Origin of the sequence: Williamsia sp. MIQD14 (assembly GCF_051025635.1) — a bacterium.
Lineage (GTDB): Bacteria > Actinomycetota > Actinomycetes > Mycobacteriales > Mycobacteriaceae > Williamsia_A.
The window spans coordinates 1,593,305-1,613,589 of sequence record NZ_JBPFDG010000001.1; the positions used below are offsets into that span (position 1 = coordinate 1,593,305).

A 20,285-nucleotide genomic window follows, 5' to 3' on the forward strand; every position below is an offset into this window, starting at 1 on the left:
CCGAATCTGGTTAACTGGGCCCGATCCCAGCAGGAGGAGACCACATGCGGTCGAGAATAGTTCTCGCCGGCGCTGCCGCCGTGCTCATCGCGACCACGGTGACGGGGTGCACGACCTCGGTCGACGGACAGGCCACCCCCGCCTCGCAGACGTTGTCGCCGGGCGAGGTCGATCTCGCCGCCCTCGACCCGGGCACCTATCAGACGACCCCGTCGCCGGCGTTCGGCATGGCCACCGGCGCGCAGATCGTCGAGTACGAGGGCCAGCGGATGGCGGAGTTCGTCTACACGCCCTCGGAGATCGATCCCGAGTTCACCGACGTCAAGAACCCGACGTCCATCATCCGCAGTCGCGCGAACCTCACCAACGTGGTGGGCCGCGATGCGGCGTTCGTTCCCGCGAACGACAGACTGGTGGCCGGGTTCGTCACCTCGGCCGGTACCCCGCAGCTGCGGCTGAGCGATCCGACGCGCGGGATGAACCTGATGGTGGTGCGCTACACCGACTCCGCGACGGCGACGGGCGCGGCGCGGTCGATGTTCGACGCCATGGTGCGACAGAACAGGTCGATCCCCGTGCCGCTGGCCGGCCTCGGCACCACCCTGGCGGCCCGCACGAATCTGGGCGGCAGCGCCGCGGTACCGATCGCGCCGACGCTGGCGACCTTCACGCCCTTCAAGGACTACGTGATCTACGCGTGGGCCGATGCCCCTGCAGGACAGGAGAAGCGGAGTGAGGACACCGTTCGGGCGGTGATCGCCCGCGAGCCGGGTCTGCTGAACGGGTTCCCTGCCACGCCCACGAAGGCGCAGAACGGGGGGAAGCCGGTCGAGGTCGCTGTCGATCAAGATCAGATCCTTCTCTATGCCCTGCCGAACAAGGATGAGAACGCGGTCAACGGTTCTGACCGTGCGGTCTACGGTCCGCGGGGGATGGCGCACATCGCGTCGTCGCCGTCGACGATGCTCTCGACGCTCACGGCGGCGAAGTCGACGCACAACGCGGTGTGGGACACCACGGTCTACCGTGCGGCGACCGGGGCCGGTGCGACATCGATCATGAACGATCTCGTCAACGCCGATGTGCAGAACGGCGCGACCGAGGTCGATTCCCCTAGGGGACTGCCGATCGCGTCGTGCGTCTCGCGCGACACCGACAACGGCGCGGAGAACACCTGTTTCGTGACGGTGGGGCGGTATGTCGGCGAGGCCGACGATCGTGATCCGGCCGTCGTCGCGCAGAAGATCTCCGCGCAGTACCTCATCCTCACCCGGGCCGACCAGACCGCCAACTGATCGACCCGGCCCCGGCTGCAGAGCATCTGCCCTGCAGCCGGTCTCGTCGTCAGTGCCCGTGATACGAGGTGTCCGCGCCCGAGTGCGACGACGGGTCCTCGATGAACGGCACCGAGGTGTGCATCGCGCTCGTCGAGTCGACGTGGCCGTCGTAGTCGGAGTCGATCTCGCTGGTGTCGAGCGTGCCGTCGTGGTCGGTGTCGCGCATGATCATGTCGATCCGGCCGTCGTGGTTGGTGTCGAAGGCGAGCACGTCGACCTTGCCGTCGTGGTCGGTGTCCTTCTGCCCCATGTCGATCTTGCCGTCACCGTCGGTGTCGGCCAGCATCACGTCGGCGCCGTGGGAGTCGGTGCTCCACCGCATGCCCGATGTCGCCGACGAACCCGCCGACGAGTCCGATCCGTAGGAGCTGTCGCTGCCGGCGACCCCCGAGGGGCTCGAGCCGTAGGTGTCGCTGCTGCCCGAGGAGCTGTCCTGGTCGGAGTACCGGCTCGACGAGCTCGTGCTCGAGTAGGGGCTCGTCGACGACTCGCTGCTCGAGCTCCCGTACGAGGAGGAGCTGTCGGAACCCGACGAGCTGTAGGGGTGGGTGGTGCCCTCCGACGAGGACGAGCCGGCCGTCGACCCGGAGAACGCGTGCGCGGTGGCCGCGCCCGACGGGGTCCCGGAGGCATCGGCGTAGCCGTCGTGGTCGGTGTCGATCGAGCGGGCGTCGTAGCGGCCGTCCCCGTTGGTGTCGGTGTCGGTGACGTCGGAACGTCCGTCGCCGTTGTTGTCGACGAGACGGACGTCGGCGCGGCCGTCGAAGTCGGTGTCCTTCTCCTCGACGTCGGCGCGGCCGTCCCCGTCGGTGTCGACGAGGTAGACCTCGTTCGTGCCGTCGTGGTTGGTGTCGCTCTGGCTGACCTTCATGATGTTCTCCTCGATGCTCGTTGTGGCTGTTCTTGTCGGTCACAGCATTGGATGCGGCGGGATCGGGGGAATGTTCCCGGCGAGGGGAAAGTTTTTTCACGACGTCGTGACCTGCGGTGATCGGCCGGATGATCGGTTTCGGACACGCCTTGGCAGTATCGGGACGATGAGTGCATTGATCCACGCCGACGACCTCGAGGTCGGCTCGGTGTGGCCGCTGGGCAGCCACACGCCGACCGAGGTCGAGATCATCGAGTTCGCGCGGCAGTGGGATCCGCAGCGATTCCACACCGATCCGGCCTACGCCGCCGACCACTTCTTCGGGGGCATCATCGCCAGCGGCATCCACACGATGGCGATCTTCCAACGTCTCGCGGTGCCGGCGGTGTTCGATCGATGGGCCACGATCGCGGGCCGGGGGATGGAGGACGTGCGGTTGTTGCGGCCGGTGCGACCCGACGTGGAGTTGACGGGATCGATCACCGTCGACGCGGTGGAACTGCACCGACCCGACCGGGCGAAGGTCGCGCTGATCGGCCGGCTCGACTCACCCGACGGCGCGGTCCTCACCATGTCCCTCGAGATCGCCGCCCGCCGACGGGTGGCTACCGGGCGGTGAACCGTTCGCCGGTGACGTCGACGAGGTGATGCACCGGGTCGTGGAGGAAGTAGCGTCCGAGGGTCTCGACCGTGAACGTGCTGCCGTCACTGCGCCGACCGGTGCGGTGGAGTGCGTCGGCGGGGACCGCTCGGAAGTCCTTCGCCAGGGCGAGACCGGCGTCTCGGAGCTCGCCCAGGACCACGGCCGGATCCTGCTCGCTGTAGCGCTCGGCGATCGCCGTCGCGTCCTGATCCCAGTTGTCGAACAACGGGTCCTGCTGTGTCAGCATCAGTTCGAGACGGAGGGCGAACACACCGAAGACGTCGCGGACATGGGCGGCGTACTCCACCGGCGACCACGTGTGATCGTTCGGGCGTAGCGCGGGATCGCCCACGTCGAGCGCCCGCGGCCATCGGGTGACGTTGTCCTCGGTGAGGTCGGCGATGGCGTCGAACGGGATTCGCGACGCGTCGAGTCCGCAGGCCGGGCAGGGTCTCTCCAGCACCCAGGTCCAGTTCGCGGTGTCGCGTTCGATCGGCATGATCGAACGGTAGCGAGAGCCCGTCATCGCCAGGGTCCGGCGGGACGGTCGTGGCACGAACTGTGCGGAGATCGGCAGGATCTCGGTGAGGGAGCAGTTCTCAGCGTGTCCCGGACCGGACGGCCTGCACGCCGAGGAACGCGACGTAGGCGCCGAGCCCGATCCAGCCGAGTCTGCGGGTTGCCGGGATGGCGATGGCCGTCCCCACCACGGTCTCGGTGATGCCGTTGCGGGTGATCCAGGTGTCGGTGTCATCGGGAAAAGCCTGCGCGGTGATCCCGGCGAAGGCCTGCGGCACGACGAAGTGGGCCACGCCGGTGGCGGCGAGGCCTGCGCCGACGACGGTGGCAGCGGTGACGGACCGATCAGGCATGGCAGAACTCCTCGGGTGGCGGCAACGACGTCAGGAGAGCCCAGTCAACCGCATGACTGTGCACACACCACGAGCGGGCGTGGTGCGGGGGTCTCACAGTCGCGGGTCGACGGGCTCCGATTCCATGGCGAGGAGCCCGAACACGCACTGGTGCACGCGCCACAACGGGTCGCCCTCGGTCGCGCGGCGGAGGGCCTCCAGTCCGAGGGCGTACTCGCGCAACGCCATCGACCGCTTCTGCCCGAGGTTGCGCCGACGCAGGCCCTCGAGGGTCGACGGGGTCGTGTAGTCGGCGCCGTAGATGATGCGCAGGTACTCGCGCCCGCGCACCTTCAGTCCGGGCTGCACCAGCCCCTTCGGGCCGCGTCCGACGTTGGCGAGCGGCTTGACCACCATCCCCTCGCCACCGGCTCCGGTGAGGTCGGTCCACCACGCGATCCCCTGCGCGCGCGACGATGCGTCGCTGGTGTCCACCACGCATCGACGCGTGGTCCGGAACAGTTCCGGGGCCGCCTCGACGAGACGGTCGGCGATCGCGAGATGCCACCGGTGATCACGGGTTTCGTAGGTGGCGCCGTCGCTCGCGAGGACCTGGAACGGCGCGATGGCGATACCCAGTGGGGAGTCGATCGGTGCGACGTGACGGCGGTAGGCGTCGACGAACCGCTCGGCGTCGGCGGCGCGCGAACGCGTCCGTGCCAGCAGGTCGCCGACCTCGAGTCCGCGATCGGCAGCCGCCTCGAGGACGGTGACCGCAGCGGGCAGCGCCGTCGTCGCCGCGGCACCGACGCGGGCGTACTGGTCACGGACCAGGGCCTCGGCCTTCACCGTCCACGGCAATATCTCGGTGTCGAGCAGGACCCATGAGGCACCCAGCTCGGCGAACACACCGGCCGCGACGAGTGCGCGCGCGACCGCCGCGAGCACCTCGGTCTGGGTGCCGGCGTCGAAGAACGCGCGGCCGGTCCGGGTGTGGACGACTCCGGTTCCCTCGGCCGACACCCGCACCACCGCGCGCGAACCCATGTGCTTCTCCTCGCAGATCACCTGCGACACCGCGTTCTTCACGAAGAAGTCGAACGCCTCGTCGGGATGCTCCAGCAGTCCGTCCCGCGACGAGCTGTCCACCGGTGACATCGTCGGCGGGAGATAGACGAGATCGGCCGGCGCGACGGCGAAGCGGCTCATCACCTCCAACGCGCCGGCCGCGTTCTCCGCGCGCAGCGAGACCCGACCCATGTGCTGCGTCTCGATGACGCGCGGACCCAGGACGTCGGTGAGCGCCAGGACCCGCGGGTCGCGCTCGGGTGGGGCGAGCGGGCGTACCGGCTCGTAGTAGGTCGACGCTGCGGGTACCGAGACGACCTCCCGCTCGGGGTAGCGCAGAGCCGTGAGGCTGCCGCCGAAGACACATCCGGTGTCGAGACACAGTGTGTTGTTCACCCACTCAGTGCTCGGAACCGGTGTGTGGCCGTAGAGAACCGTGGCCGCGCCGCGGTAGTCGTCGGCCCACGGGTAGCGGACCGGCAATCCGAACTCGTCGGTCTCACCGCTGGTGTCGCCGTAGAGGGCGAAGGCGCGAACCCGGCCCGACGCACGTCCGTGGTACTTCTCCTTCAGCCCGGCGTGTGCGACGACGAGTCGGCCCTCGTCGAGGACGTAGTGGGCGACGAGACCGTCGCAGAACTCCCGCACCGCGGCGGTGAACTCGGGTCCGACCGCCGACAACTCGTCCAGCGTGCCCTGCAGTCCGTGACTGGGGGTGACGTCCCGGCGGCCCAGCGCACGAACGAGTTTGGCCTCGTGGTTACCCGACACACACAGAGCGTCACCCGCCGCGACCATCCCCATCGCCAGACGCAACACCCCGACGGAATCGGGACCGCGGTCGACGAGGTCACCGACGAACACCACGCGACGCCCGTCGGCGTGGGAGGCGCCGGCCGGCTGCCCGACGGCGTTCTCGGTGACCGTGTAACCGAGGCGCACCAGCAGTTCTCGGAGCTCGCCGAGACATCCGTGGACGTCACCGATCACATCGAACGGGCCGTGGTCATCGCTGCGGTCGTTGAACAGACGGGTCCGTGTGAACGACGCCTGTGCCACGGCCTCGACCGAATCGAGCACGTGGACGGTCCGGAACCCCTCGCGCTTCAGGCTGCGCAGTGAGCGTCGCAGCTGGTCGTGCTGACGCTTGACCACATGGGATCCGAAGGTCCGGTCCGCGCGGGATGCGTTGCGCTCGACGGCGAGGGACACGGGGAGGTCGAGGACGATCGCGACCGGCAGGACGTCGTGATCTTTCGCCAACGCGAGCAGTGACCTCCGTGACGACGCCTGCACGTTCGTCGCATCGATCACGGTGAGCAGTCCACGGGCGAGCCGCTTTCCGGCGATGTACTCCAGCACGTCGAAGGCGTCGCCGGTGGCGCCCTGATCGTTGGTGTCGTCGGAGACCATCGCCCGGCAGACGTCACTCGAGATGACCTCGGTGGGTGCGAAGTGTTCGGCGGCGAAGGTCGACTTACCCGAACCGCTGGTGCCGATGAGCAGCACGAGCGACAGGCGCGGGATGGCCAACTCGGTCATGACACCTCCTCCGGCGACTCGCGAACACGGAAAACGGCCATCTGCGTGGGTGATCCGACGGTGTCGTCGACATCGCCGACCGTCCGCAGGTCCACGCCGTAGCCATGCCGATCGGCCACCGACGCCGCCCATGCGGCGAATTCGGCACGCGTCCACTCGAACCGGTGATCGGTGTGACGGAATGCGCCGGGCGCGAGTCCGGGGTAGCGGACGTTGTACTCGGCGTTGGGTGTGGTGACCACGACCGAGCGCGGGCGCATCGATCCGAACACCGTGGCCTCGACGGTCGGGAGCCGCTCGGGGTCGATGTGTTCGATCACCTCCATCAGCACCGCGACGTCCATCCCGGTCAGCCTGTCGTCGGTGTACATCAACGACGACAACAGGAGTCGCAGACGCTCCGACTGTCGTTCGGTCATGCGGTCGACGTGCAGCCGGACGGCGGCGGTCGACAACGCCGAATCCGACACCTCGGTGCCGACCACCGTGGTCACGCCACCGATCTCGAGCAACGACGCCAGCAGCGCTCCCTGGCCGCATCCGAGGTCGACGACCGACGTGGGCTGCAGGTCGCGCACCGCCTGCAGTACGGCCTCGTGCCGGGCCCGCACCAGCGGACGGGTGGAGGTGACCATCTCGTCGTCGACAGCGTCGTCGACCGGGCGGTCGTCGAGTTCGACGAGCCGTTGTATCGCAACTTCTTTCAGACCTCGCTGGCGCGCGAGGTAGCGATGCGTGATGAGGTCGCGCTCGGGATGCGTCGCCAACCACGCACCACCCGTGCGGATCAGCTTGTCGACCTCGCTCTCGCCGACCCAGTAGTGCTTGGCGTCGTCGAGGACCGGCAGCAGGACGTAGAGGTGGCTCAGCGCGTCGGTCAGGCGAAGCGTCCCGCGCAGGGTTAGCGACACGAACGGCGCGTCGCCCCACTCCGGTCGCGTGGTGTCGAGCACGACCGGCGTCGCGGCCACGGTCCACCCGAGTGGGCTGAACAGTTGCTGCAGGAGTGCGGGATCCCCCGGGACCGCGGGCAAGGTCATCTCGAGATCGACGGCACGGTCGACGAGATCCTCGTGTCCCGGGCAGCGGCCGCCCAGAGCCGATCGGAACACCTTGCCCATCGCCACGGCGAGGAGCGACGACGCCACGTAGGGGCGATCGTTGATGTACTGCCCCAGCGCGAAACCGTCTCGTGCTCCGGACCGTCCGCGGACGAGGGCGACCGGATCGACCTCGAGCAGCAGCGCGACGGTGCACCGCTCGGCGGTGACCTCGGGATAGAAGACCTGCGCCATCCCGCCGTAGACGTCGAACGACTGCACCCGGTCAGGGTGCTTGTGCAGCAGGTATCCGAGGTCGCTCGGGACGTCGAACGCCGGTGAGCGTTGCGCCGCGATGGTCAGGAACATCGGGCCAGTGTGCCGCACCGGCCCGCCCGGCCACCTCCGGTTTTCTCCGCGATCGAACTAGTCTCGTTCGTGTGACCGAGCGGCTGATCGTGGTGAGTGCGGTGGTGATCCGCGACTCCGCGGGGCGTGTGCTGACGGTCCGCAAACGCGGGACGTCGCGGTTCATGCTCCCGGGCGGCAAACCCGAGCCCGGGGAGTCGGCGGCGCAGGCGGCGATCCGCGAGGTGCACGAAGAGGTCGGTGCCGTTCTCGACCCGGCGCGGCTGACCGATCTCGGCGTCTTCGCGACGCCTGCGGCGAACGAGGACGGACACACCCTGCGTGCCTCGGTCTTCACCCACGGCTGGGTCGACATCCCCGGTGCGGCCGCGGAGATCGACGAGGTGCGGTGGCTCGCGCCGTTCGACGGGGACCGTGCCGATGTCGCGCCCCTGCTCACCCAGGCGGTGTTCCCGCTGTTGCTGGGCGGCGACTGACCCGCTCGCGTACACAACCGTCACCGCTCAGCGGTGGCACGTGCACATTGTCCGCGCCGACGCCCAGTGGTGACGTGTGTGTACGGGCGTCGGCTGTTCGGATGAGTTCGGCGCGTATCTCGGTCGGGTGGCTCGCGACGTTCGAGAATCGCCCGATGCGGACCATCACGATGCGGCGAGCCCTCGCCGCAGTTGCTGCCACGGGCACACTGACCCTTGCGATGTTCACCGGGGCGTTGGCGACCGGTTCGACCGTGGCCCACGCCGATCCCGGTCCTGCCCACACCGTCAGCGACGGCTGCGGGTCGGGTTACTACGAGAACTCTCGCGGATCCTGTATCCCCGAACCGGATTCCTCGCCGACCGGCATCCGCTGTGAGGACGGTACATACAGCCACGCCGAGACGCGGCAGGGCGCATGCTCGAACCACGGCGGTATCGACAACGGTTCGGGTTCGAGCGCATCCGGCGGCGATCCGACAGCCATCATTCTCGGGAGTTTCGCGATCGGCGGACTCGCGTTGGGCAGTGCGGCCCTCGGCCCGCTGATCCTGTTCGGCAGCAGCTGACCCGTGTGCCCGCCGCACTCGGCGGCGGGACCTGGTCTGACTGGCGGAGGATAGGGGATTCGAACCCCTGAGGGCTGTTAACCCAACCCGCGTTCCAGGCGAGCGCCATAGGCCACTAGGCGAATCCTCCAGTGGTGCGATAGTAGCCGTGGGCGCGGTGACCACCAAAAAGCCGCCCGATCGGCGCGAGGGTTGGAGCCGGTGGTGCCCCACCGTCTACACTCGACCTCGGATCCCGCGCGGCGTGCATCCTGTGAACTCCCCCAGGGCCGGAAGGCAGCAAGGGTCAACGGGCTCTCTCGGGTGCGCGGGATCCTCTTTTTATGTGTCCACCACGGCGCGGTGGTGTCGGACCTGAAGAGATCGTCAGCGAAAGGCCAGCGTGAACTACCACTCGATGAGTGCCGCCGAACTGGGTACCACCCGTGACGAGCTGGCCGGACTCTACGAGACGCTGCAGGCCGCGGGGCTGACGCTCGACCTCACCCGCGGGAAACCGTCACCCGATCAACTCGACCTCTCCAACGGGTTGCTGTCGCTGCCGGGGGACACCCACACCGATCCCTCGGGGACCGACTGCCGCAACTACGGCGGCACCGCCGGCCTGCCGGGCCTGCGCGAGATCTTCGGCGAATTGCTCGCCGTCCCGCCGAAGCAGCTGATCGCGGCGAACAACTCGAGCCTCGAGATCATGTACGACCTGACCGTGTTCGCGATGCTGCACGGCACACCGGATTCGGACGGTCCGTGGGGCCGTGATCCGGTCAAGTTCCTGTGCCCCGCACCCGGTTACGACCGCCACTTCGCGATCTGCGAGAGCCTCGGCATAGAGATGGTCACCGTCGAGATGCTGCCCAACGGCCCCGACGTCGACGCATGCGCCGCCCTGGTCGCCGACGATCCCACCATCAAGGGTCTCTGGGCGGTCCCGACGTTCTCCAACCCGACCGGGGTCACCTTCAGCGAGGACGTGGTCCGCGGATTGATGGCCATGCCCGCAGCGGCACCGGATTTCCGCGTGTACTGGGACAACGCGTACGCCGTGCACACGCTGACCGAGGACTTCCCGCCGCCGGTGCCGATCCTCGAGATCGCCGAGCAGGAGGGCAACCCGAACCGTCCCTACGTGCTCGGCTCGACCTCGAAGATCACCTTCGCCGGCAGCGGGGTGTCGTTCCTCGGGTCGTCGCAACAGAACATCGCCTGGCACCAGAAGCACGTCGGCATCAGCTCCATCGGACCCGACAAGGTCAACCAGCTCCGCCACCTCATGTTCTTCGGCGACGCCGACGGCGTCCGCGCCCACATGGCCCGGCATCGGGAGTTGCTGGCGCCCAAGTTCGCGCTCGTCGCCCAGATCCTGTCCGACCGCCTCGGTGACTCCAAGGTCGCGTCGTGGACCGAGCCCGACGGCGGCTACTTCGTCAGCCTCGACGTCATCGACGGCACCGCCGCGCGTGTGATCGAACTGGCCAAGGAGGCCGGCATCGCTCTGACCGCGGCCGGTTCCACCTACCCGTACAAGCGCGACCCCTACGACCGGAACATCCGCCTGGCGCCCACCTTCCCCGGCACCGAGGAACTGGTCACGGCGATGGACGGCGTCGCGACGTGTGTGCTGCTCGCCGCGGCCGACAAGCTGCTCGCGGTGGGTGCGGTTCCCGACTCGACGTCCTGAGGTGGTCGCGCGCCGGACGCTGATCGTCGCCGGGTTCGGTGCCCTCGGCATCTTCGCCGTCTACGTCCAGCACCTGATCATCGGGTACGACGTCCCGTTCTGGGGACTGTTCGACAACCAGCTCGACCTCGACGTCTACCGCGCCGGGGCACGCACCGTCCTCGACGGCGGCCGCCTCTACGACGCCAAGTTGCTGGGGCAGATGGACTACACCTACGCCCCGGTGTCGGTGGTGGTGTTCACCCCGTTCGCGTGGATGTCGTTCCTCGCCGCCCGCATCGTGTGGACCGTCGCGATCTTCGTCGCGCTCTACCTCGTGATCACGCTGTCGTTCCGGGTGCTGGGCCGCCCGATCACGCCGCGCCTGCGGGTCATCGCGGTGTCGTTGGTGCTGGTGGCGGCGCTGCTGGAGCCGGTGCGCAGCACCATCTGGTTCGGGCAGGTCAACATCTTCCTGATGGCGGTGATCCTGTGGGATCTGCTGCGGGCCGACGGCTCGCGACTGCACGGGGTCGGCACCGGCATCGCCGCGGGGGTGAAACTGACCCCGCTGATCTTCGTGGTGTACCTGGTGGTGCAGCGTCGGTGGCGGGCCGCGATCGGTGTGATGATCGGGTTCGTCGGGACGATCGTCGCGGCGTTCGTGGTGATGCCCCGCGATTCCTGGCAGTACTGGACGGGGACGTTCTTCGACTCGAATCGCGTCGGGGTTCCCGACACCGTCGGCAACCAGTCGATCCGCGGGGCCCTGGCCAACTACTTCCGCACCGAGAGTCCCTCGACCGCCGCGTGGCTGGTGCTCGCACTGCTGGCGGTGGGCCTCGGGTTGTGGGCGGCGGTGGTCGCACACCGACACGGGCAGGAGCTGCTGGCCCTCACGCTGGTGGGGATGACGTCGTGCGCGGTGTCGCCGATGTCGTGGGGCCACCACTGGGTGTGGGTGGTGCCACTCGGGGTCATCCTCGTCCATCACGCGCTCGCGGCGAAAACCCGGATGATCGCGGTCGTGGCGACGGCGGCCGCCGTCGCCCTGCTGTTGGTGACCTTCGCGTGGCGGACGGTGATCGACGGCCCGATGACCTTCGTCGGCGACACCCACCCCGACGCCCGCTACACGGGACTGTTTTTCAAGCACGGCGTCGAGTGGCTCCGGTGGTTCACCCTCGACCCCTACAACTGGGTGTTCGTCGTCGCCGCGGTGACCACGCTGGTGATCCTGCTACCGGCTCGGATGTCCGTGTTCGATTCCCGAGCGCTCGCCGACGATGGATATCATTCCTGACGATCGACGACCCCCGTGTCGATCGAGTTCGGGAGTACATGTGGCCGCGCGAGCGATGTCGTCTGACCGCGAGGTGACCGGGAGGGCCCTCCCGCGACACCCCGCCCTCTACGCGATACCTGTCGCCGTCGCCGCCGTCGCGCTGTATCTGCAGTATCGCTACATCCCGTTCCGCGCCCACGTCTTCGGGCTCTTCCAGAACCAGGCCGATCTCCGGGTCTATCGCGCCGGCGCCCAGCACCTCCTGCACGGCCGGCCCATCTACGACCGACCGGTGCTCGGTCACTTCGACTACACCTACACGCCGTTCTCGACGGTGGTGATGCAGCCGCTCGCCTGGGTGAGCAAGGACGTCGCCGTCGCGGCGTGGTCGGCGCTGGTGGTGATCGCGCTGTTCTACGTGGTGGTCGCGAGCTTCCGGGCGCTCGGCTACCGTCTCGATGCGCGGCTCGTGGTGGTGGCGGCGTCGCTGGTGACGGTCGCGCTGCTGCTCGAGCCGGTGCGCACCACCATCTGGTACGGCCAGATCAATGTCTTCCTCATGGCGATCGTGATGTGGGATCTGTTGCGGCCGGGCGGGAGTCGACTCCGCGGGTTCGGGGTGGGGCTCGCCGCAGGCATCAAGCTGACCCCCGCGTTCTTCGTGTTCTTCCTGGCGCTCACCCGCTCGTGGCGGGCGGTTGCGGTGGCCGTGGCGAGCGGGATCCTCACGGTTCTCATAGGGGTGGTGGTGATCCCGCGGCAGTCGTGGATGTTCTGGACCGACAAGGTCTTCGACTCCCAGCGCGTCGGTGACGTCCGCAACCCGGCGAACCAGTCGTTGCGTGGCGCGATCGCGCACGTGTTCGGCACGCGCGATCCGAACACGGCGCTGTGGCTGCTCGCGGTGGTCGTCGTCGCCGCCCTCGGTCTGGGCGCCGCGGCGCTCGCGCATCGCCACGGCAACGACGTTCTCGCGTTGTCGCTGACGGGTATGACGACGACGGCGGTGTCGCCGTTCTCCTGGGGCCACCACTGGGTGTGGTTCGTGCCCCTGCTGGTGGTGACGGTCGATCTCGTGTTGCGGGCCTGGACGCGGGAGGCGTACGTGCGCGCGGTGGCGCTGATCGTCCTGCCGGTGGCTCTCGTGCTCTCGACGTTCGTGTGGAAGTTCTTCGTGCCCGAGGGCGCCCTGGGTTTGCGACCGTTCTACGGGATCGGTCTGTTCATGAACCCCGTGCCCGGCTGGTTCCGGTGGTTCGGGGCGCAGCCCTACCTGTGGGTCCTGCTGGTCACCGCGATCGCGACCGTCGGCGCGTACCTGATCGGTGGGCGCGCGACCGTGACGCGTGGGGCGGCGGGTGACGTCGCCGACGAGCCTGTGGACAGTGCTGTCGGTGGGCGCTCGGCCCGTCGGTAGGCGCCGGTAGTCTTTCTCGCGTGGCCCTGTACCGGACGTATCGACCAGCTACGTTTGCCGACGTCGTCGGGCAAGAACATGTCACCGAGCCGCTGTGTCGGGCACTCGATTCCGGCCGCATCAACCACGCGTATCTGTTCTCGGGTCCGCGCGGCTGCGGCAAGACGTCGTCGGCACGCATCCTCGCCCGGTCGCTGAACTGCGTCGAGGGTCCCACCTCGACACCGTGCGGTGTGTGCGACTCCTGCGTCGCGCTGGCGCCCGGCGGCCCCGGCAACCTCGATGTGATGGAGCTCGACGCCGCGAGCCACGGCAACGTCGACGACACCCGCGAGCTGCGCGACCGCGCCTCCTACACCCCGGCCTCGTCGCGGTACCGGGTGTTCATCATCGACGAGGCGCACATGGTCTCGAGCGCGGGCTTCAACGCGCTGCTGAAGGTGGTGGAGGAGCCGCCGGAGCACCTCATCTTCATCTTCGCGACCACCGAACCCGAGAAGGTGCTGCAGACCATCCGGTCGCGCACCCACCACTATCCCTTCCGACTGTTGGCGCCCGCCGTGATGCGCGGTCTGCTTGAGTCCATCTGCGCGAAGGAGGACGTCACCGTCGCGCCGCCGGTGTTCCCGCTGGTGATCCGCGCCGGAGGTGGCTCGCCGCGTGACTCGCTGAGTGTCCTCGACCAGCTGCTGGCCGGCGCCGGACCCGAGGGCGTGACCTACGAGCGCGCACTGGCGCTGCTCGGCGTGACCGATGTCGCCCTGATCGACGACTCGGTCGACGCCCTGGCTGAGTCGAACGGTGCCGCGCTGTTCGGGGCGGTCGAGCGTCTGGTCGACGCCGGCCACGATCCGCGTCGGTTCGCGGTCGATCTGCTCGAACGGTTCCGCGACCTCATCCTGCTGCAGGCCGTGCCCGATGCGGTGGAGCGCGGGCTCGTCGAGGTCCCCGAGGACCAGGTGGAACACATGCGCACCGAGGTCGAGCGCATCGGCCCGGCCACGCTGACCCGTTTCGCCGAGACCGTGCACGCGGCGCTGGGGGAGATGCGCGGGACCACCTCGCCGCGTCTGCTGCTCGAGGTGATGTGCGCGCGCATGCTGTTGCCCTCTGCGTCCGATTCGGAATCGGCTGTGCTGCAACGCATCGAGCGCATCGAGGCGCAGCTCGCCGGCGGCGCACCCGCGGTCGCGGCACAGGTCGGAGCGCCCGCACCCTCGGTGGTGCCCGGGCCCGCCGGGCCGCCCGCCGCCCCCGCCGACACCGACGCGGGATCGAAGTTCGTCCGTCCCTCGCAGCGTCGGGAGGTCGAGCCGGAAGCGCGACCCGAGCCCGAACCGGAGCCCCCGGTCACCCACCCGGCGCCGGCTGCCGAGCCGATCGCGGCCGTTCCCGACGAGCCTGCTGTTCCTGACCTGACCCCGGCGCCCGAGCCGGTGGAACCGGTGGAACCGGTGTCCGTGCCCGCGGTCGTCGAGCCCGCACCGGAACCGGAGCCCGAGCCCGAGGTGGTCGACGAGCCCGCCGCCGAGCTCGAGCCCGAACCGCCCCTGCTCGAACCCGAACCCGTCGAACCCGAACCCGAGCCGGAGCCCGAGCCCGAGCCGGTGGAGCCCGAACCCGCGGCGGCCGAGGCACCCGCAGCGGCCGCGGTCGATGTCGAGACCGTGCGGGCGAGGTGGGCCGACGTGCGCGCGAAGATCGGCGAGCGCGACAAGATCATCCAGGTGATGCTCTCGGCCGCGACGGTGCGCGCTGTCGAGGGCTCGACGCTCGTGATCAGCCACGACGCCGCACCACTGGTGGCACGACTGTCCGAACCGCGTGGTCAGACGGTGATCAGCGCCGCTATGGGCGACGTGTTCGGCGGCGAGTGGTCGATGCGCTGCGTGCACATGGCGAACGACGCGGCGTCGGCGGCGACGGTGAACGACCCGACGGGTCCCGGCCGCAAGGGCGGCACCGCGGACAAGACGACCTACACGCGTCGCGGCGGGCGCAGTGGGTCGAACGCCGCGGTGGCCGGATCATCCGACGAGCCACCGCCGCCCGAGGAACCATCCCCGGAACCGGCGCCACCGGTCGCCGACGAGGACCTCACCGACGCCGATCGTGACGAGATGATCGCCGACGCCCGCGACAGCGAACCGGACCCGCGCATGGATCCTGAACAGGTCGCCATGGCGCTGCTCGTCTCCGAACTCGGCGCCCGCCCCATCGACGGCACCTGACCCGCCGGTTGCTAAACCCGCGGGGTCGGGTCAGGCGTTCCACCAGGGTCGCAGGGGGAGTCCGTTGCCGCCGTTCTCGTCGAGCTTCACCGCGAGCACCTGGTGCAGCTGGATGATGTTGCGCTCGAAGCCGACTCGGCACGCGGCCATGTAGAGACCCCACAGGCGTGCGGTCGACTCGCCGACCTCGGCGACGGCATCGTCCCAGTGGGCCACCAGGTTGCGGTTCCAGTCGCGCAGCGTCATCGCGTAGTGCTCGCGGAGGTTCTCCTCGTGCACCACCTCGAGGCCGGCGTCCTGCATGGCGGCGATGATCGTGCCCGATCCGGTCAGCTCCCCGTCGGGGAACACGTAGCGGTCGATGAACGCGCCCGCCTTGTGCTTGCCCTTGTTGTCGGGGCGGGTGATCGAGTGGTTGAGCATCAACCCGCCGGGCTTGCACTTGTCGCGCATGAACCCGAAGTACGAGGGGTAGTTGTGGACACCGATGTGCTCGGTGAGACCGATCGACGACACCGCGTCGAATCCGGTCTCGGTGACGTCGCGGTAATCGCTGAAGCGGACCTCCGCGAACTCCGCGAGTCCCTCCTCGGCGATGGCCTTCTGCGCCCAGTCGGCCTGCTCGGCCGACAGGGTCGCGCCGATCGCGTACACGCCCTGGCGTGCCGCGTAACGAACCATCCCGCCCCAGCCGCAACCGATGTCGAGCAACCTGTCACCCGGCTTGAGGCCCAGCTTGTCGAACACCAGGCGGTACTTGTTGTCCTGCGCGGTCTCCAGGCTCGCGTCGCGCTCGGGGAAGCAGGCGCAGGTGTACGTCATCGACGGACCGAGAACCCACTCGTAGAACGTGTTCGACACGTCGTAGTGGTGATGGATCGCCTCGGCGTCACGAGTCCGGCTGTGCCGCAACCCCTCCGCGATACGACGCCACCGCGGCTGCGCCTCCTGTACGGGCGGGGCGATCGGCTTGAAGTGCTCGAGTCCCAGCGACCGTGTGATGTTGGCCAGCGTGATCGCGCTCGGTCGGGAGAAGCTCACGTTGGCCGACAACGCCTTCAGGGCGTCGTAGGGGTCGCCGGGCGGACTCCCCTTCAGATCGAGATCGCCGGAGATGTAGGCACGCGCCATCCCGAGGTCGCCCGGGGCGGTCACCAGATACGTGGTGCCGCGCGGGGTGACCAGATCGAGGCCGTACCGGGCGTCGGCCGGTCCGGCGGCGCTGCCGTCGTACGCGGTGACCCGCACCTGCAGGTCACCTCCGGCCATCGCCTCGACGATCTCGGCCAGCGACATCTTCGGTGCCGAGATGATCGACGGCGAACCGCCGCTGGTGGATGTTCCGTGATTCGCCATCACCGACGCTTCACCGCCTTCGCGTAGAGATCCAGGAACCGAGCTCCCGGGTCGAACTGTTTCTTCAGACGCCTCATCGCGTCTCCGCCGTACAACTCGTCGAACTGCTCTTCGTCGTAGAACGCGTCCGAGTACAGGGATTTGTGGCCGTCGAGCTCGGAGACCTTGGCCTCGATGAGCCGGTTGGCGCGGCCCTCGACGGCGCCTTCCTGGATCGGCACCGCCGACCAGAACCCGACGTTGACGTAGGTGCGGTCGGGCTCCAGCGGGTACAACGGCCACGGCCGGTCGGACCCCGACCCGTTCGATGCGCTCTGGGCTCGGAGACGCAAGGGACACAACCAGATCGGCTCGATCGGGATGGTGTCCAGGAACCACTCGATGAACTCGGTGGTGCGTTCGATGGGGACCTCGATGTCCTGCACGACACGCTCGTTCGGCGGCTCACCCTTGCGGGCGTTGAGCCGGTCGGCGATGTCGTAACGGTGGTCGAGGGCGATCAGCTTCCAGTAGAAACTGCTGCGCAAGAGCTTCTTCGGCCAGAGACGACGGATCCGCGGGTTCTGTGCGCCGAAAGCCCGTGAGCACCAGAACCAGTCGGTGTCCCACCGCCACAGGTAGTCGTGGATCGTGAGACGGTCGTGGATCGGCGTCGAGGCGGTCGCGTGCTGGATCGAGCGGTAGTAGATGTCGGACCCGGTGTAGTCGCTGACCGGTCCCTCGACCGCGCTGCGACGACCGAGTGTCAGATAGGCCTCGGTCGCCGTGAACACGACGCCGTCGAGGTAGTCGACGACCTCACCGTCGTGACTGCCGTCGGTGATGATGCGGTCCATCGTGTCCTGCAGCGTCGCGATGTCGGTGAACCGCAGGTGGCGGAGCTCGACGAACGGGTCGACGCGCTCGAGTTCGATACGGAGCCGGGTGCTGTATCCCAGTGTCCCGTAGGAGTTCGGGAAACCGTGGAAGAGATCCGCGTTCTCGTTGGTGGGCGTAGCGGTGACGATCTCGCCCGACCCGGTGAGGATGTCCATCTCGAGGACCGACTCATGCGGCAGCCCGTTGCGGAACGACGTGCTCTCGATGCCGAGACCGGTGACGGCGCCACCGAGGGTGATGGTCTTGAGCTGCGGGACCACCAGCGGCGCGAGACCGTAGGGCAGGGTCGCGTCGACGAGATCCTCGTAGGTGCACATCCCGGCGACGTCGGCGGTCATCGCCTCGGGATCGACCGAGATCACGCGGTCGAGGCCGGAGACGTCGAGCCCCGGGTACGGGTTCTTCTCGCGACGCCGGAACAGGTTGGAGGTCTTCTTCGCCAACCGGACGGTGGCGTGGTCGGGGATCGCGCGATAGCTCGCGAGAAGTGTCTCGACACCTCGGGCGAAGGCCTCGGGCCCCATCTCGCTGCCGTTCGACCCCGCGCGCGATGGCTGTCGCCTCAACTCCCCGGCCGAACCCGTCGCTGTGTCTGAAGTCATCCCGATGAGACTAGGACTCCGCTCTGCGCCCCGCCAACCAGCCACCGGACACGAGCTCATGGCGTGTGGGTGAACACGCATCCGCCGCGTGCCACGATTGGTGCATGGATGCCACCGCACTGCGCGAACTGCAGAAGCCGCTGAAGGACAAGTACAAGGAACAGCCCGAGGCCGCCCTCGCGCCGTTGCACGCCGTCGGGACGTTCACCGACGGTGACATCACCTGCACCGTCGACACCTGGGCCGGACCCATCACCGCAGGTCTGCACCCCACGACCGGCGGCGATGGCAGCGAGGCCTGCTCGGGCGACATGTTGCTGCAGGCCCTCGTGGCCTGTGCCGGCGTGACGTTCCGCTCGGTCGCGACGGCGATGTCGCTCGACATCCGCAACGCGCAGGTGCGTGCCGAAGGCGCGTTCGACGCCCGCGGCACCCTCGGCATCGACCGCGACGTGCCCGTCGGGATGACCGACATCGCGTTGACCTTCACCTTCGACACCGACGCCGAGGACTCCAAGGTCGCGAAGCTGCTCGAACTCACCGAGCGCTACTGCGTGGTCGCCCGCACCCTCGCCGGGTCCGCGCCGGTCGCGATCCGACGGGGGTAACAGGTCCCGCCTCCGGCGAGGGGCATGAGGTCCCGCCTCCGGCGGGGGCTGATCGTCCGTAACGTGTCCGGTGACCATCCGCGCATCGTCGCGGACATCGACAACGAGGAGAGTTTCGTGGCACAGGTTTCGGCGACCCAGTCGATCGACATCAACGCAGCACCCGATGCGGTGCTCTCGGCGCTGTCGGACTACACGGTGGTCCGTCCGCAGATCCTGCCCGAGCAGTACCTCGACTACCAGGTGGTCAGCGGTTCGGCCGGCGCCGGGACCGTCGCGCAGTGGACGCTGCAGGCCACCAAGAAGCGCTCACGCAACGTGAAGGCGACCGTCACCACCGGCGGCAACTCGATCACCGAGACCGACGCGAACTCGACGATGGTCACCACCTACACCGTCACGCCCGCCGGCCCGGGGTCCAAGGTGTCGACCACCACGCAGTGGCAGGGCGCCGGCGGTATCGGAGGGTTCTTCGAGAAGACGTTCGCGCCCAAGGGCCTCAACCGGATCCAGGCCGCACTGCTGGGCAACCTGAAGACGCGGCTCGAGACGTAGTACCCGATGCCCCGCCGGCGACCCCGGCCGCTTCCGGCGCGCGCAGGTGTCGATGCCACCCGCGTGGTGCCGCGGACCGCCGGCCGGGCCTTCGATGCGGTGCGCGCCGCTCGCGCGCCGGCGGAGATCGACGATGCGGCCCTGATGGCCAGATTCGACGGCGGTGAGGTGGTCGACCGGTCGGGTCGGGCGGTGGCCGCCGACGAGACGGTACCCGCGCTGCTGCCGCTCTATCTGTACCGCGACCTGCCCCTCGAGGTTCCGGTTCCGTTCGAACTCGAGATCCTGCACCTCGACGACGACATCGTGGTGGTCGACAAGCCGCACTTCCTTTCGACCATGCCTCGGGGCGGTCATGTGACCGAGACCGCCCTGGTCCGCCTGCGCCGTCTCCTCGACGACGACGCGGTGAGTCCCGCGCATCGACTCGATCGGCTGACCGCGGGCGTCCTGCTGTTCACCCTGCGACCCGAGGTGCGGGGCGCCTACCAGCGGTTGTTCGCCGAACGACGCGTGCACAAGGTGTATCGGGCGGTCGCACCGCCGCCGCGGGTGGCGATGCCCGTCGAGATCGCCGACCACATCGTCAAGGACGCCACGGACCTGCGGGCACGCGTGGTCGCGGGTGAGGTGAACGCACGCAGTCGCATCGAGGTGGCCGGTGAGGCGAGCGCCGAGGGACTCGTCGACTACCGGCTCACCCCGATCACCGGCCGCACCCACCAACTCCGGGTGCACATGGCCGGTCTGGGTACCCCGATCGTCGGTGATCCGCTCTACCCCGAGATCGACGACGACCTCGCCGCCCGTCCCACCCGCGGCGACTTCTCCCGCCCCCTGCGGCTCGTCGCAGCCGAACTGACCTTCGACGACCCCCTGACCGGGCGGACCCGCACCTTCACCACCGACCGCCGGCCCTGACCCCTGAC

Annotated in this window: 18 protein-coding genes, 1 tRNA gene and 1 other RNA gene; 12 read left to right on the top strand and 8 right to left on the bottom strand. The window is 68.7% G+C overall.

The annotated features are described in order from the left end of the window. Window positions 1-44: 44 nt before the first annotated feature. Entirely contained in the window at window positions 45-1,295 is a 1,251-nt protein-coding gene (locus ACQ7HM_RS07125; protein WP_434215502.1) for a DUF7373 family lipoprotein, read from the top strand. 49 nt (window positions 1,296-1,344) lie between these two features. On the opposite strand, the gene ACQ7HM_RS07130 is transcribed toward ACQ7HM_RS07125, so the two are convergent. Continuing rightward, entirely contained in the window at window positions 1,345-2,208 is an 864-nt protein-coding gene (locus ACQ7HM_RS07130) for a hypothetical protein (RefSeq protein ID WP_434215503.1), read from the bottom strand. Window positions 2,209-2,374: 166 nt separating this feature from the next. On the opposite strand from ACQ7HM_RS07130, the gene ACQ7HM_RS07135 reads away from it, so the two are divergent. Next, window positions 2,375-2,827 (top strand): MaoC/PaaZ C-terminal domain-containing protein, encoded by a 453-nt coding sequence (locus ACQ7HM_RS07135; RefSeq protein ID WP_434215504.1) that lies wholly within the window; start codon window positions 2,375-2,377, stop codon window positions 2,825-2,827. On the opposite strand, the gene ACQ7HM_RS07140 is transcribed toward ACQ7HM_RS07135, so the two are convergent. The 4 genes from ACQ7HM_RS07140 to ACQ7HM_RS07155 form a co-directional block, all read right to left on the bottom strand. Beyond that, complete coding sequence (locus ACQ7HM_RS07140; protein ID WP_434215505.1) at window positions 2,814-3,350, bottom strand: DinB family protein; 537 nt, start codon at window positions 3,348-3,350, stop codon at window positions 2,814-2,816. The genes ACQ7HM_RS07135 and ACQ7HM_RS07140 overlap by 14 nt on opposite strands. Before the next feature lie 100 nt (window positions 3,351-3,450). After that, window positions 3,451-3,723, bottom strand: coding sequence for a hypothetical protein (locus ACQ7HM_RS07145; protein WP_434215506.1), 273 nt, complete (start codon window positions 3,721-3,723; stop codon window positions 3,451-3,453). Window positions 3,724-3,816: 93 nt separating this feature from the next. Then, window positions 3,817-6,312 (bottom strand): polynucleotide kinase-phosphatase, encoded by a 2,496-nt coding sequence (locus ACQ7HM_RS07150; protein ID WP_434215507.1) that lies wholly within the window; start codon window positions 6,310-6,312, stop codon window positions 3,817-3,819. Then, window positions 6,309-7,721 carry a 3' terminal RNA ribose 2'-O-methyltransferase Hen1 gene (locus tag ACQ7HM_RS07155; protein WP_434215508.1) on the bottom strand — a complete coding sequence of 471 codons (1,413 nt, stop codon included), beginning with the start codon at window positions 7,719-7,721 and terminating at the stop codon, window positions 6,309-6,311. The genes ACQ7HM_RS07150 and ACQ7HM_RS07155 overlap by 4 nt, the downstream gene beginning before the upstream one ends. Window positions 7,722-7,792: 71 nt before the next feature. Here ACQ7HM_RS07155 and ACQ7HM_RS07160 point away from each other — a divergent pair, with 71 nt between their 5' ends. Together ACQ7HM_RS07160 and ACQ7HM_RS07165 are read left to right on the top strand one after the other, a co-directional pair. Next, entirely contained in the window at window positions 7,793-8,197 is a 405-nt protein-coding gene (locus tag ACQ7HM_RS07160; RefSeq protein WP_434215509.1) for an NUDIX hydrolase, read from the top strand. 155 nt (window positions 8,198-8,352) lie between these two features. Then, entirely contained in the window at window positions 8,353-8,766 is a 414-nt protein-coding gene (locus tag ACQ7HM_RS07165) for a DUF3761 domain-containing protein (protein ID WP_434215510.1), read from the top strand. A 41-nt stretch (window positions 8,767-8,807) separates the two neighbouring features. On the opposite strand, the gene ACQ7HM_RS07170 is transcribed toward ACQ7HM_RS07165, so the two are convergent. Further along, a tRNA-Ser gene (locus ACQ7HM_RS07170) sits at window positions 8,808-8,896 on the bottom strand. A 97-nt stretch (window positions 8,897-8,993) separates the two neighbouring features. Here ACQ7HM_RS07170 and ffs point away from each other — a divergent pair. The 5 genes from ffs to ACQ7HM_RS07195 all read left to right on the top strand — a co-directional run bounded on the left by ffs (window position 8,994) and on the right by ACQ7HM_RS07195 (window position 15,356). Beyond that, window positions 8,994-9,088: signal recognition particle sRNA small type (gene ffs / locus ACQ7HM_RS07175), an RNA gene on the top strand. 60 nt (window positions 9,089-9,148) lie between these two features. Continuing rightward, entirely contained in the window at window positions 9,149-10,444 is a 1,296-nt protein-coding gene (locus tag ACQ7HM_RS07180) for an aminotransferase class I/II-fold pyridoxal phosphate-dependent enzyme (RefSeq protein ID WP_434215511.1), read from the top strand. 1 nt (window position 10,445) lies between these two features. Further along, a complete protein-coding gene (locus ACQ7HM_RS07185) occupies window positions 10,446-11,726 on the top strand; it encodes a glycosyltransferase 87 family protein (RefSeq protein ID WP_434215512.1) in 1,281 nt (426 codons plus the stop codon). Window positions 11,727-11,781: 55 nt separating this feature from the next. Then, window positions 11,782-13,125, top strand: a complete 1,344-nt coding sequence (locus tag ACQ7HM_RS07190) for a glycosyltransferase 87 family protein (RefSeq protein ID WP_434215513.1) — start codon at window positions 11,782-11,784, stop codon at window positions 13,123-13,125. Between the two features lie 20 nt (window positions 13,126-13,145). Then, window positions 13,146-15,356: a DNA polymerase III subunit gamma and tau gene (locus ACQ7HM_RS07195; protein WP_434215514.1), complete on the top strand. Its 2,211-nt coding sequence runs from the start codon at window positions 13,146-13,148 to the stop codon at window positions 15,354-15,356. Window positions 15,357-15,386: 30 nt separating this feature from the next. Here the strand turns inward: ACQ7HM_RS07195 and ACQ7HM_RS07200 are convergent, their stop codons facing one another. Both ACQ7HM_RS07200 and ACQ7HM_RS07205 read right to left on the bottom strand, forming a co-directional pair. After that, window positions 15,387-16,712, bottom strand: coding sequence for a class I SAM-dependent methyltransferase (locus ACQ7HM_RS07200; RefSeq protein WP_434215515.1), 1,326 nt, complete (start codon window positions 16,710-16,712; stop codon window positions 15,387-15,389). After that, window positions 16,712-18,115, bottom strand: coding sequence for an FAD-binding oxidoreductase (locus ACQ7HM_RS07205; RefSeq protein ID WP_434215653.1), 1,404 nt, complete (start codon window positions 18,113-18,115; stop codon window positions 16,712-16,714). Before ACQ7HM_RS07205 ends, ACQ7HM_RS07200 begins: the two co-directional genes overlap by 1 nt. 182 nt (window positions 18,116-18,297) lie before the next feature. Here ACQ7HM_RS07205 and ACQ7HM_RS07210 point away from each other — a divergent pair, with 182 nt between their 5' ends. From ACQ7HM_RS07210 to ACQ7HM_RS07220, 3 genes are all read left to right on the top strand, one after another. Beyond that, the gene (locus ACQ7HM_RS07210) at window positions 18,298-18,801 is read left to right on the top strand and encodes an OsmC family protein (protein WP_434215516.1); all 504 of its coding nucleotides are present in this window, start codon (window positions 18,298-18,300) and stop codon (window positions 18,799-18,801) included. A 117-nt stretch (window positions 18,802-18,918) separates the two neighbouring features. Next, window positions 18,919-19,356, top strand: a complete 438-nt coding sequence (locus ACQ7HM_RS07215; protein ID WP_434215654.1) for an SRPBCC family protein — start codon at window positions 18,919-18,921, stop codon at window positions 19,354-19,356. A 6-nt stretch (window positions 19,357-19,362) separates the two neighbouring features. Further along, complete coding sequence (locus ACQ7HM_RS07220; RefSeq protein ID WP_434215517.1) at window positions 19,363-20,277, top strand: pseudouridine synthase; 915 nt, start codon at window positions 19,363-19,365, stop codon at window positions 20,275-20,277. The last annotated feature ends 8 nt before the right edge of the window (window positions 20,278-20,285 follow it).

Bases quoted from the DNA above. Each gene is read 5' to 3' on its own strand.
- ACQ7HM_RS07190 (WP_434215513.1), top strand. From the start codon at position 11,782: ATGTCGTCTGACCGCGAGGTGACCGGGAGGGCCCTCCCGCGACACCCC.
- ACQ7HM_RS07130 (WP_434215503.1), bottom strand. From the start codon at position 2,208: ATGAAGGTCAGCCAGAGCGACACCAACCACGACGGCACGAACGAGGTC.
- ACQ7HM_RS07210 (WP_434215516.1), top strand. From the start codon at position 18,298: ATGGATGCCACCGCACTGCGCGAACTGCAGAAGCCGCTGAAGGACAAG.
- ACQ7HM_RS07135 (WP_434215504.1), top strand. From the start codon at position 2,375: ATGAGTGCATTGATCCACGCCGACGACCTCGAGGTCGGCTCGGTGTGG.
- ACQ7HM_RS07145 (WP_434215506.1), bottom strand. From the start codon at position 3,723: ATGCCTGATCGGTCCGTCACCGCTGCCACCGTCGTCGGCGCAGGCCTC.
- ACQ7HM_RS07205 (WP_434215653.1), bottom strand. From the start codon at position 18,115: ATGGGGCCCGAGGCCTTCGCCCGAGGTGTCGAGACACTTCTCGCGAGC.
- ACQ7HM_RS07155 (WP_434215508.1), bottom strand. From the start codon at position 7,721: ATGTTCCTGACCATCGCGGCGCAACGCTCACCGGCGTTCGACGTCCCG.
- ACQ7HM_RS07140 (WP_434215505.1), bottom strand. From the start codon at position 3,350: ATGCCGATCGAACGCGACACCGCGAACTGGACCTGGGTGCTGGAGAGA.
- ACQ7HM_RS07200 (WP_434215515.1), bottom strand. From the start codon at position 16,712: ATGGCGAATCACGGAACATCCACCAGCGGCGGTTCGCCGTCGATCATC.
- ACQ7HM_RS07165 (WP_434215510.1), top strand. From the start codon at position 8,353: ATGCGGACCATCACGATGCGGCGAGCCCTCGCCGCAGTTGCTGCCACG.
- ACQ7HM_RS07220 (WP_434215517.1), top strand. From the start codon at position 19,363: ATGCCCCGCCGGCGACCCCGGCCGCTTCCGGCGCGCGCAGGTGTCGAT.
- ACQ7HM_RS07150 (WP_434215507.1), bottom strand. From the start codon at position 6,312: ATGACCGAGTTGGCCATCCCGCGCCTGTCGCTCGTGCTGCTCATCGGC.
- ACQ7HM_RS07125 (WP_434215502.1), top strand. From the start codon at position 45: ATGCGGTCGAGAATAGTTCTCGCCGGCGCTGCCGCCGTGCTCATCGCG.